Below are 11,404 nucleotides of genomic sequence, written 5' to 3' on the forward strand. Positions count from 1 at the left end.
TCGCCCATATGCCAACGCGGACAGCATGTTCCGAGACGAGTTGAGGGTGGCACCGCTACGCGGTGCCACCCTCAACTCACTTCGACACAGAACCTAGCCAGAATGGGCTGGGAAATCCACGCCATCGCCACATTCGCCGGTCACCGGCACACCGACTCCACACTTCGATATATCCACCTGTCCAGCCGGGACCTGGCCGACAAGCTCAACAGGGGCATGGATCACATCCACGCCTGGCGCGTCGCGATGCTCGCCGGCATAGATACTCCGGCGGCCGGAGCTGACCGATGACTCTGCCGACGTTGAAATCCACTGCTGTCCAGGGGGATCGGTGGACATCGCCATTGGCTGGCCATCACTTCGACACCTCGATCGAGCTCCGGCCACGGGAGGCACGAGCGGTCACCGAGCTCGGCATCCGGAACTTGCGGCGGCTGCAATATCACGACCCGACCGCGCCCGGCTGGCAGACGATCCGGCGGCTGCTGCGGCCGATCGAGACGGTCAACGCCGGCCTGGATTCGCCGCCGACTCCTCATCGCCGCCGCGCCACGCTCGACACCGCCGCGGTCCTACTGGTCCGCTGCGCCGAGACCCGGCAATCGTTCTGGGGCTGGACCACCGACGAATGGATTCATGTCTTGGGCCGTACCCAGACCGAATTCCGCCGCCATGCGCCCGAGTGGGCCGGCGACGAAGTGCGTCCCTATTTGGCGGCGCACGCTTATCTACTGGGTTCGTTCACCGAATTCCATCGCCTGGGCAGTTTCCAGCGACTGACATTGTCGTGGAGGATCTTCGGCAAGGAGCGTGTGAACAGCGAGATAGGTCGATTGCGAAAGGTGTTGTCGCAGTGGGGATACCAACTCGGTCGTGACGATGATTCGCTGTTGCCGATGGTGACCTGCCAGCTGTTGCTGTTCAACCGCAGCCCACACCTGGAAGACCTGAACACCGACCTGTTCGACCAGTTCCGCAACAACCGACTGCTCCAAGGTGCTCGCCTGAACACCCTGTATGCCCTGCAACGCGCAGTGGCGGCACTGGGCTTCTGCGACCCACCACATCACCGCATCGGTGGGCAGTCTCCGAAAGCAACAGGCGGAGCACCCGTTTGGGAGCAATGGGTCGATCGCTGGCACGCCACCTCGACGTTGACCCCGCCCACTCGCCGCCAGACCCGATCCAACCTGCTGAAGGTCGGCCGCTGGCTCGCGGCCGAGCACCCCGAAGCCGCCGATCCCGCAGACTGGACCCGCCAGACCTGCGCGGCCTGGGTTGCCGCACTGGACCAGATGAAGGTCGGCGACTACGTCCAGCGCACGGCCGGACTCGGTGACCGGATCGGCAAGCCGCTCGAAGCACCCAGCAAGGGGGGCCAGCTTGCGGCGATTCGACGGTTCTTCAACGACTGCCAGGAATGGGAATGGATACCGCGTCGCTTCGACCCACTACGGGCACTGGGAACCCCACGCAGCATCGCGGCCCTGCTGGGGCCGAACCCGCGGGTCATCGCCGACGACATCTGGGCGAAACTGTTGTGGGCCGGACTGAACCTGCACGGCGATGACCTGCCGGTGACCTCGTCCGGACGGTTCTATCCGCTGGAATTGGTCCGTGCTGCCACGATCACCTGGCTGTTCGCGGGACTGCGCAGCAACGAAATCGTCCGGCTGCGCACCGGTTGCATCCGATGGCAGCACGACAGCACCACGATCACCGCCGACTCCGACGAGGTCCTTGCACGGGAAGCGGTCTGTCTGCTCGACATCCCAACGAACAAGACGGGCACCGCGTTCACCAAGCCGGTTGACCCGATCCTGGGCCAGGCCATCGAGGCATGGCAGGCCATCCGCCCGACCCAGCCGCGGTTGCTCGACCGGCGCACCGGTGAGCAGGTCGACATGTTGTTCGCCAACCGCGCCCGGCGGGTTTCTACGGTCTACATCAACCAAACCGTCATTCCAATGCTCTGCCGCAAAGCCGGCGTCCCCGACACCGACGTCCGCGGCGCCATCACCAGCCACCGGGCCCGATCGACCATCGCGAGCCAGCTCTACAACGCCAAAGAGCCCATGACCCTGTTCGAGCTGCAAGCCTGGCTCGGGCACCGTTCGCCGCAATCGACGCAGTTCTACGCCAAAATCACTCCGAACACCCTGGCCAAGGCCTACGACGACGCCGGCTACTTCGCCCGCAACGTCCGCACCATCGAAGTCCTCGTCGACCGCGACGCCGTCACCAGCGGCGCAGCGGCAGCCGGCGAACCCTGGCAGCACTACGACCTCGGCCACGGATACTGCACCTACACCTTCTTCGAACAATGCGCCCATCGAATGGCCTGCGCCCGCTGTGACTTCTACACACCCAAGGAATCGAGCAAAAGTCAACTGCTGCAAGCGAAAACGAATCTTCAGCGGATGCTCGTCAGCATCCCGCTCACCGACGACGAACAAGCCGCGGTCGAAGACGGCCAAGCTGCCCTCGACCGACTGCTGCAGCGCCTCGCCGACGTCCCGACACCCGCCGGGTCGACACCACGCGAGGCCGACTCGCTGCTGACGACCACACAGCTGCCGATCGTTGCCGTCACCCACGGCTGACCAGCGCTCGCTAGACATTTCAGATTCCACAGAAAATCCAAACTGATCAAACGACAAATGTACGGGCGCGCCAGCTTTGAGCTACTCCGACACCGGATCCTGCTCGCGTAGATGGACCACCACCGGAAGTGAGCCAGAACCGGCAATCCGACAGTCCCCACATCTCTCTGTCTGCCCTTCGCCGGCACTGGCAATTCGCGTGGACCACGCGCAACGGACGGCCGTCGGGAAGCGGATTGTTCGGGTGTTCACCGACGTTGGATCGCTGATGGCGCGGATGGTTCGTCTTGTGGGGTGGGGCCTGGCCGCCCCGGAATGCGTGCACGAAGCCCCTGCACGCGGCGCCGTCGCATCCAGCGTCGCGGCGATGGTTTCTGAGGCGACCATGGGTGTCGGGCGCTCTTCGGATTCGGCTGCGGGAAGCCGGCCATGCCGGATCAGTAGGTGCGACTCCGAGGGTTGGAGCACCGGGACTACGCGCATAAGGTTGGGGATTGCCTGTGCCATAGCAGATCTCGACGCGCCCGCGTAGATTGCCATCGAGGCGGCGGGCGGTTGGGCCGCAAACATGTTCCATCTTTCGGAGGAGCTGCAGATGCTCGCTGGTTGCCGGCAGGGCACTATCGAATCGTCCAGTACGCTCTGTTGTATCAAAGGTGCGATGCTGATCACCGATCTTTGTTTTCTGACCTACTGGATCGCCACTGTGTTCGGCGCTGTCAGCGTCGGCCCGGATCTTGTTATTCGGCAATGGAACTGGTCGTTCCTCGGCCTGGACCTCACCGCCATCGCGTTTGGCCTGTCGGGCCTGGTGATCGGCCGTCGGGATGCGGCCGCTGCTCTGCCGGTGATCACTGTGTCGCTGTCGCTGACCTCGGCTGCTGGGTTGATGGCGTTGAACTTCTACCTGGTGAGTGGCGACTACGACCCTCGGTGGTGGATTCCTAACCTGTGGCTCTTCGCGTTTCCGGCTTTCGCTCTGGTCTCGCTCTTGCGGTCGCCGCATACCGGCCGGACGCGCCGCAACTCTCGGCTTGCTCCGAAGTGGTGTGGACAGCGCGGGCGCGAGCGGCACGTTGGGATGACGGCCGACAACCATGCAGTAGAAGGTGCGTCCTCGCACTTGAGGTGGGAGACCGGTGCAATGGGAAATTGCGTCTGTAGCGGAATTTCGTTAATTGCGACGAAATTCCGATGACGTTGGCGCGCCGATGGTTTGAGAAATGCCCGCTGCGGGCGCATTACCGGTGCGACTCCAGGCGACGTGTCCGACGCGGGTAGGCGGATCTGCGACGTTGATGGTGGTGACTCCTGTGAGCTGGGGACGTAGGCTGAGGCCAGTATGGCGATGGCCAGGCGCTGCTGGACGAGTCTCGCAACCAGGTATGCAGTGGCGACCTCGAACGCGACGCCGTGTGAGCCCAGCGGTCCGCGAACGCCTGATCGGCTTGGACTCGTCCGGCTGTGCCGGGTGACAGAGCGACGGATACTTTCCGATAGCAACCGGGCGATGTCGATGTTTATCTGCGGCACAAGTGGACGATCCGGCGCGACCGCAGCGGTGTCCATGCCGGAGGTCTTATCGACGAAGATACGTTCGAGAGCCATCCTGCCGAGCTGGCGCTCGGTGTTCTGGTCAATCGTGTTGACCCGGATATTCAGGCGCCTTCAAAGGCGAACTTCTCAGAAGTGGGAATTCGCGTGATGCGCCAGATCATTCGACGTTATTACAGTCAGTCGTCCCTGAACCGGTGCCGGGTCCACTTGGCCGCGCTGATTGAATGTTGACCTCTTGTCGTTCCGCTAACGGCACCACAGCAGGGCATGTAGTCGTATCCACGCACACACAGGGCGCCCATGCATATCCACACAATAATCGGACCCACCGGCATCGGTAAAAGTGCGCGCGCGATCACCGAGGCACGTCGGCTGGACGCGCCGATCGTCGTCGCAGACCGCATCCAGTGCTACGTCGACCTGGCGACGACGAGCGCACGTGACACCGACGAGGAAGTCAGGGATCTGCGGCGGCAATTCTTGGACGAGCGAACCGTTGATGACGGCGATTACTCTCCCGACGCCGCCCACACGGCCCTGCGCCGCATGTTGCATGCATTGTCACGAGAGAACCGATGCGTCGTCGTGGAAGGCGGTTCGATCTCCCTGCTCGGCGCCTTCTTCGCTAATAGCGGCGACCTGCCGTACGAGGTGAGTGCCGAACTCTTGCGGGTCACAGACCCACGCGCCCACCTGCGCCGACTGCAGCTGCGAGCGCGCCAGATGCTTGCCCCTCCAGAGGGACGGTCTGGACTACTGCAAGAACTGACCACCGCGTGGCGGCATACGTCCCAGCGAGAATTCATCGCCTCTATCGTCGGGTTCGGCAGCGTGATCCGCTGGTCTCGCAACCATGAAATCCCGCTTGAATCACTATACGAATTCACGCCAAGCCTGCCTCAACACGAGGAACTCGCGGCCGCCATCGCCCGCGAGCACGCCACCTACGGCAGACTTCAACATCAAGCATTCCTCGCCATGCTGACTCGCACACGGCTTCGCCTGCATCAGGCGTGTCAAAGGGAATTGGGGGCGCAGTTGTGACTGTTCATCCACATCCCGCATCGTCACAGATGATCGTCCTCTGCGGAGAGAATGGGGAAGCGATCGGCTATCGGCCGAAGAACCGCGTCCATCACCGGTCCACCCCGCTTCACCTCGCCTTTTCTTCCTACGTCTTCGACGATCGCGCACACCTGCTGGTTACGCGACGCGCGCACAGCAAGAAGACCTGGCCGGGCGTGCTGACCAACAGCTGTTGCGGCCACCCCCAACCCACAGAGTCCCTCACCGAGGCAGTCCAACGCCGAATCCGAGAAGAACTCGGGATCACGGCATACGACACAACCCTCGTCCTGCCGTCATTCTCCTACCGCGCCGAAATGACCAACGGCATCGTCGAAAACGAGCTCTGCCCTGTGTATACAGTCCATACCTCCACCATCACCCCACATCTGAACCCCGACGAGGTATCCGAGGCTGCATGGATGCCCTGGACCGACTTCGCCGCACACGTACTCGATGGCACCCTCGCGGTCTCCCCATGGTGCAAATGCCAAGTCGAACAACTGTCACTACTGGGGCCAACCCCAGCGGCATGGCCCACGGGGGACCCAAACCAGCTGCCCCACGCAGCGATCCGCTGAAGATGCAACGACGGTAAGAAGGTGTTGCTCCGTGAAGGCAATATGCGTGTTCTGCGGCTCGAGCTCGGGCAAAGACACTGTTTACCTTAATCAGGCCGAGGCTCTCGGCCGCTGCTTGGCGGCCGAGGGTGTCACGGTCGTGTATGGCGGAGCGAAGGTCGGCACCATGGGCGCACTGGCCCGCGCGGCCCTCAACGCGGGCGCGAAGGTGGTCGGTGTGATCCCAAAACGCCTCGCTGAAGTCGAGATCGCTGCAGACGACCTCAGTGAACTCCACCTGGTCGAGAGCATGCACGAGCGCAAAGCGCTCATGGCTGAGCTCGCCGATGGGTTCATCGCGCTACCCGGCGGATTGGGCACTCTCGAGGAGGCTGCGGAGATCGCCACCTGGACTCAGCTCGGGCTCCATCACAAGCCTATTGGCTTGCTGAACGTCCACGGCTTCTATGATCAGCTACTCGCTTTCCTCGACCACGCCGTCGACGAGCAGTTCCTGCGCCGCGAGCACCGCAACCTGCTGCTCACCGACACCGAGCCAGTGGCGCTGCTCGCACGGATGCGTGCCTGGCACCCCGTCACCGATGGCGAAGTGGATCGACTCCGGGAATGACCACAGCTGAGCCGCACCGGCCGGTAATCCTTCAGACGGTTACGGACGGCTCCCAAGACATCGGAGAGGAACGGATCTCGGCGATAGTCCGGTTACGTCGCCGGCGAAAGAGCGTCCGTAATGTGCTCGCGTTCAAATAGCCGACTTTGGAGGCGACGGCTTCGACTGTGAGATGGGTTGATCGGAGAAGTCGCGTAGCGCGCTCCAGCCTGATCTCATCGACGAAATCCCTCGGCGACATGCCTATCTCGGCCTGCGTCGCGCGCTGGAGGCTGCGCACGGTGACTCCCAGCGAGCTGGCGGCGTCAACGAGTCGGAACTGCTCAGAGAGATGGTCACGAACCCAACGCTCGAAAGCGGCGACCAGAGAGTCTCCACGCGCGATCACCTCGGGTAGCGCGAACTCAATCTGAGTTTGGCGTTTGCCAAGCAGAAGATAGCGGGCGGTAAGTTCAGCCAATGCCGGGCTTCGGCTGGCGATCAGCGACAATGCTAGGTCTAAATGGGATAGTACGGCGCCAGCGGTGGTCACACGGTGGTCGCGGCACAGGATGTGTCCCTCTTGGACATCTACATTCGGATATCGGCGACGAAAAGTCGGTCCTAGCCACCAACTTGTCGTCGCGCGACTACCGTCCAAGGCACCGGATTCGGCGAGGAAGAAGGTGCCCGTACATGCCGCAGCGAGGTGAACACCGCTTTCGGCAGCTTCCGAAATACACTGCAAAACAGGGGAGTTCACAGAGGAGGAAACGGTGGCCACCAGGTCGTCAGCATCGAGTGCGTTGACCGCCGGCACGATCATCAAATCCAGAGCCGACGGAAGTTCCGACAGCGGAACCGCCGGAACAAGATGACCGCGCCCCGTGCGTGCAGTGTTGGTCAACGAGGCGACCTGCAGGCTCCACTCCTCAGGGGGAGGGTCGAACTCTTTTCGTAGCGCGTTCGCCATGCCGAATGCTTCCAAAACCGCCGCGAGTCCAAACTCTGCGGTCCGATCCATGACGAACACCGCTACGTTCATGGCGCAAATGATATCAGAAGAACTACATGCGACACACTGAAGCGGTTTCGAATTTTCGCCAACGACCCCTCGCTGAACACGTCGCCGCAGCTGGTGAATTGTTTCGCCGCCAATGAGAGACGGACTACGCGTAGCGACGTGGACCGAAATGTCGGATTCAGACGTCGCTCAAATCTCGATGTGTTCGCGGACGCCACCTGAGGGCGCTCTCGGTTGGCGGAGATGCTCAGCCACTGGCCACGCCCTAAACGGGACAATCACCCCATCCGTGTCGCAATCAGTATCAGAAGTGTCCGGAATGACAGTGGGGGTGCCAGTTCGGCAACGATAGTGTCTACGTAGTCACGCGCACTTGCGCGAGCCGCCGCCCGCAACAATCAGACGCGCAAACATTTGCCCGCCGGGAGCGTCGCCCAATCGTTTCTGGAGCACGTGTAATGACTCTCGCCCGAACCGCTTGCATAGCCGCCTCACCGTTGTTCTGCGAGCGACGCTACGGTTTCGCCGCCCCGACTCAAGCCTCAGGTCACCACCCTGACGCTTGGAGGATGCGCCTGGATCTCAGCCGCCTCGTCGGTGGTGTCACATCCGAAACGAAAGGGATGCGAGTCAGTCGGCCCGCCGTGGCAGAGGGCGGGTCGCTCGTCTACGAACGAGGCGATCTGGACCGCTTCATCCTTCCCGCAGCCAAACTCTCGCGCCCCGAACCGGAAAGCTGGGACGAAAACGGAGTAGGACATACTATTTGCGTTGAACAGTCCAGCATCGCGATCTGGTCCAGTGGCGGCACACATACCGAACGCAAGGCACCAACATCACCAAGTCACGCCGAGCGGTAGCACAATGTATCTGCATAGCAGGCACTGCCGCCTGTTCGAATACACAATCACCACGCAGAACCCTTGCGCGGTCAGTCTCACGCCAGACGCGATCGGCACCACGACCACGTTCTTCGATTGCCTAGCAGTGACCATCAGCATGCAACCAGGCGACAAGACGACCATAGCAGCGGCGGTTCACGCAATCCGCGAGCTATGCACCCATCCGAGTGCCATACAGATTGTCATCGAAGGACTCACGTCCTCCGGCGCTGGTCCTGCACGTCACAGCTTCGACGTCCTGGTACAACTGGCCGACGCATTGGATGTCTTGGACGAACTCGTCGAACAGCTGAGAGGTTACGGCGAACGCGTGCACCTGATCCCCTACGGCTGGAACACTGAAACCTATTCCTACATCAGCGGCGAACCAGGATCACAACACATCCTGACGATCGTAGCCAATGCCCAGGCCGGGACCCGTACCACTCGGCGATCGCAGGACGCAAGTTGAAATTTCAATGGACGGTCAGCTACATGATATTTCAACCAGAATTCTTTGCATCGCAGCCTGACCTCGTCGCGCGCATCCGCCGGCGCTCCAGCACATCCGTGGAACTTGTGCGACAGAAACCTTCGCACAGGCTTCAACGCCGCGCACGACATCGACAGGGTCGCGCAGGCTGTGCTCGGCCAGAGTTGTCAGCAACCATCACGCGGGCGTTCGCTTCGGTGTGCCCGCCGGATACCGCCTTGGGCGCTACCGAAAGCATCGACGACGACGTTTCACAGCGATCGACCTACGAATATTGGATCAGGTCTACACCGCGCCCAGGCGCTCAAATCAATCTGTTCCCTGCTGCGGCTTCTGATCCTTGGATTGTGTGGACGCCCGCCGATATCAGCCTGCTACCGAAGGACATCCGACATGGCACATATCCCCGATTCTACTGGTTCGAGGAGGCGCTCTTCAGTCAATCGAGTGCTCGTCGCGGGAGCCACCGGTTATCTCGGCCGACATCTCGTGGCCTACCTGAACCAGCACGGCTATTGGGTGAGAGCACTCGTTCGTCGGTCCGAGCAAGCAGAGATGCTGCCGGACGCCGATGAAATAGTTGTCGGCCGCGTCACCGAGGCGGATACACTCTCCGGGATTGCCTTCGGAATGGATACGGTCTTCTCCACCATCGGGATCACCCGCCAGCGTGATGGTGTGAACTACGACGACGTCGACTACCGCGGGAATCTTTCTCTGCTTCGAGAGGCCGAACGGTCCGGAGTAACCCGATTCGCCTACGTGTCGGTCTTGCACGGACGTGAACTACGCGCGACGGTCGCGCTGGCAGCCGCTAAAGAACGGTTCGTCGACCAATTGGACGCTTCGTCGCTGCAGACAACCGTAATCCGTCCGACTGGCTACTTCTCGGACATGAGTGAGTTCCTCGCGATGGCACAGAAGGGACGCGTCTACCTGATCGGAGACGGGACCAAGCGAATGAATCCGATCTCCGGTGCCGACCTCGCGCACGCGTGCGTCGCCGCTGTAGTTGCCGGGGAGCATGACATCGAGGTCGGCGGCCCTGAAGTGCTGACGCACAGGCAAATCGCCGAATCGGCTTTCGCCGCGGTAGGACGCGACCCGCGAATCACCGGCGTGCCCCTCGGAGTGGCGCGTGCATTGCGGCATGTAGCTGAGATCGCAACCCCCCAGCGCATCTACGGTCCATTGCAGTTTTTTCTCGCCGCTATGACCGCCGACATGGTTGCGCGGCCTTGGGGCGAGGACCATCTCAGCGACTACTTTCGAGCACACTCGCAGCCGAGAGAGTGATCATCCAAAGCGAAACGCTCAGCCTTCCGCGATATCGGCACGCGCTGATTCGCCGTCACTTCGCGTCATTCTCGATAATCCGGATGTCGTGGTGATTCTGCGCCTCACGGCCGGTTCTCGTCGATCGGGCACCGAGGTGCCGTGAAGCGATTGCTGAGCGCCGGCGTAACGTTCGCAGCGCAGGAACCTGATGACATCCATCAACCCTCTCGCTGGGGCCCGTGTTATGCGCTCCTCGCGTGTTCGCGCAATATCTGCATCCGCGACAGGACATCGTCGTGCCATGCCAACACTTCATCTTCCATGACCCAGTCCCTCGCATTATGCTCCTCGAACAGTGGCCGCAACCTACGGATCCCTTCCTGATCGCGGTCCAGCTCTGCCATGCTCAGCTCGTTCGGCTTCCACTCGTACAGCCGGTCCGAGCCTCGAGGCAGGAGTTCCACATAGTGGCGGGTAAAGAGGTTCGAGTTGGGGTCGATATCCCCCTCGAAAGTGCCCGCGTGATCAATACCGTAGACGTTCTCGCCGTCGCGTAGCCAATTGCGCGGACGATCCCAGTTTCGAATAAGGAGATCCAGCCTACCGAGTTTGCGCCCGCCGAGAGTGTCCTGCACCGCCCTCATGGCAGCCAATTGGTCTTCATACCCACCGGACGGAACGTGGCCAGGTAAACGCGGCATGAGCACCGAACCCCGTGTTTCGGAAATCACCGGTGGAACCGGCGCACCGATGGCATGACCGACCGCGGAAGACAATATCTCAGCGGATTCCCGCTTCGGCAACAATCGAGACTTCCGCACCACCTCAAAACCGTTTGGATACACAAGGAGTTCGATCAGGCCTTGGGTGCCTCTCATGTCATGCGGTGTACGGACTTCCGGCTGGCCCCAACGCTGGGCGGCGGCGAGACGCGCCGTAAACTCTTCCACCGACATAACCGGAGACGAAGCGCCGCCGCGCGCCGAAAATTCCGCCGATGACTTCGGCGACAAATCGAGCGGCTCAGGCGCGCCTTGCGGCGACCATCCAAGGACGGCCTGCTCGATCTGACGCCCGCCTTCCAGGTCTGCTTCGCGCGCCGTCTTGCTTGCGTACTCTGTCAGAGCCGCCGCAGTCTGCCGGATCGGCTTTTCCGCCGCACTGACAGCACCGAGGCCGACATCGTCGACAAGTCGCTCGGCGACCAACTTGCGGAACCATCTACCGAGCACTACTAGTGCCGTGTCAGGCAACCTTCGGTAGGTAATTGAGGTGCCGGATCTTGGAGCCGACGGCGAAGTCGCGTACGGGTCCAGCGTGCTGATTGCGCCAG

Annotated in this window: 11 protein-coding genes; 9 read left to right on the forward strand and 2 right to left on the reverse strand. The window is 61.8% G+C overall.

What is annotated here, in order from left to right:
- Nucleotides 1-102: 102 nt before the first annotated feature.
- The 6 genes from IG65_RS0133135 (at nt 103) to IG65_RS0133155 (ending at nt 6,416) form a co-directional block, all read left to right on the forward strand.
- Nucleotides 103-291: a hypothetical protein gene (locus IG65_RS0133135; RefSeq protein ID WP_030518884.1), complete on the forward strand. Its 189-nt coding sequence runs from the start codon at nt 103-105 to the stop codon at nt 289-291.
- Nucleotides 292-344: 53 nt separating this feature from the next.
- The gene (locus IG65_RS0133140) at nt 345-2,603 is read left to right on the forward strand and encodes a tyrosine-type recombinase/integrase (RefSeq protein WP_231509604.1); all 2,259 of its coding nucleotides are present in this window, start codon (nt 345-347) and stop codon (nt 2,601-2,603) included.
- Between the two features lie 661 nt (nt 2,604-3,264).
- Nucleotides 3,265-3,801: a DUF5360 family protein gene (locus IG65_RS38755; protein WP_197040012.1), complete on the forward strand. Its 537-nt coding sequence runs from the start codon at nt 3,265-3,267 to the stop codon at nt 3,799-3,801.
- A 659-nt stretch (nt 3,802-4,460) separates the two neighbouring features.
- Nucleotides 4,461-5,204, forward strand: coding sequence for an isopentenyl transferase family protein (locus IG65_RS0133150; RefSeq protein WP_030518887.1), 744 nt, complete (start codon nt 4,461-4,463; stop codon nt 5,202-5,204).
- Nucleotides 5,201-5,806, forward strand: coding sequence for an isopentenyl-diphosphate Delta-isomerase (gene idi / locus IG65_RS37410; RefSeq protein WP_231509605.1), 606 nt, complete (start codon nt 5,201-5,203; stop codon nt 5,804-5,806). The genes IG65_RS0133150 and idi overlap by 4 nt, the downstream gene beginning before the upstream one ends.
- A gap of 31 nt (nt 5,807-5,837) precedes the next feature.
- Nucleotides 5,838-6,416, forward strand: coding sequence for a TIGR00730 family Rossman fold protein (locus IG65_RS0133155; RefSeq protein ID WP_030518888.1), 579 nt, complete (start codon nt 5,838-5,840; stop codon nt 6,414-6,416).
- A gap of 31 nt (nt 6,417-6,447) precedes the next feature.
- Here IG65_RS0133155 and IG65_RS0133160 read toward each other — a convergent pair whose 3' ends face one another.
- Nucleotides 6,448-7,440 (reverse strand): GlxA family transcriptional regulator, encoded by a 993-nt coding sequence (locus tag IG65_RS0133160; protein ID WP_030518889.1) that lies wholly within the window; start codon nt 7,438-7,440, stop codon nt 6,448-6,450.
- 548 nt (nt 7,441-7,988) lie between these two features.
- Between IG65_RS0133160 and IG65_RS38245 the strand changes: the two genes are divergently transcribed.
- The 3 genes from IG65_RS38245 to IG65_RS0133175 all read left to right on the forward strand — a co-directional run bounded on the left by IG65_RS38245 (nt 7,989) and on the right by IG65_RS0133175 (nt 10,089).
- Nucleotides 7,989-8,279, forward strand: coding sequence for a hypothetical protein (locus IG65_RS38245; protein ID WP_156055913.1), 291 nt, complete (start codon nt 7,989-7,991; stop codon nt 8,277-8,279).
- A 4-nt stretch (nt 8,280-8,283) separates the two neighbouring features.
- Nucleotides 8,284-8,772: a hypothetical protein gene (locus IG65_RS0133170; protein ID WP_030518891.1), complete on the forward strand. Its 489-nt coding sequence runs from the start codon at nt 8,284-8,286 to the stop codon at nt 8,770-8,772.
- A gap of 468 nt (nt 8,773-9,240) precedes the next feature.
- A complete protein-coding gene (locus tag IG65_RS0133175; protein WP_036526465.1) occupies nt 9,241-10,089 on the forward strand; it encodes an SDR family oxidoreductase in 849 nt (282 codons plus the stop codon).
- Between the two features lie 224 nt (nt 10,090-10,313).
- Here the strand turns inward: IG65_RS0133175 and IG65_RS0133180 are convergent.
- A partial coding sequence (locus IG65_RS0133180) for a hypothetical protein (RefSeq protein ID WP_231509606.1) occupies nt 10,314-11,404 on the reverse strand: 1,091 nt, incomplete at its 5' end.

The organism is Nocardia sp. NRRL WC-3656, assembly GCF_000720265.1.
In the GTDB taxonomy this organism is placed as follows: Bacteria; Actinomycetota; Actinomycetes; order Mycobacteriales; family Mycobacteriaceae; genus Nocardia; species Nocardia nova.

Excerpts from the sequence above, each read along its gene's own strand:
- IG65_RS38245 (WP_156055913.1), top strand. The coding sequence starts at position 7,989 with ATGCGCCTGGATCTCAGCCGCCTCGTCGGTGGTGTCACATCCGAAACG.
- IG65_RS0133160 (WP_030518889.1), bottom strand. The coding sequence starts at position 7,440 with ATGAACGTAGCGGTGTTCGTCATGGATCGGACCGCAGAGTTTGGACTC.
- IG65_RS38755 (WP_197040012.1), top strand. The coding sequence starts at position 3,265 with ATGCTGATCACCGATCTTTGTTTTCTGACCTACTGGATCGCCACTGTG.
- IG65_RS0133135 (WP_030518884.1), top strand. The coding sequence starts at position 103 with ATGGGCTGGGAAATCCACGCCATCGCCACATTCGCCGGTCACCGGCAC.
- IG65_RS0133150 (WP_030518887.1), top strand. The coding sequence starts at position 4,461 with ATGCATATCCACACAATAATCGGACCCACCGGCATCGGTAAAAGTGCG.
- IG65_RS0133170 (WP_030518891.1), top strand. The coding sequence starts at position 8,284 with ATGTATCTGCATAGCAGGCACTGCCGCCTGTTCGAATACACAATCACC.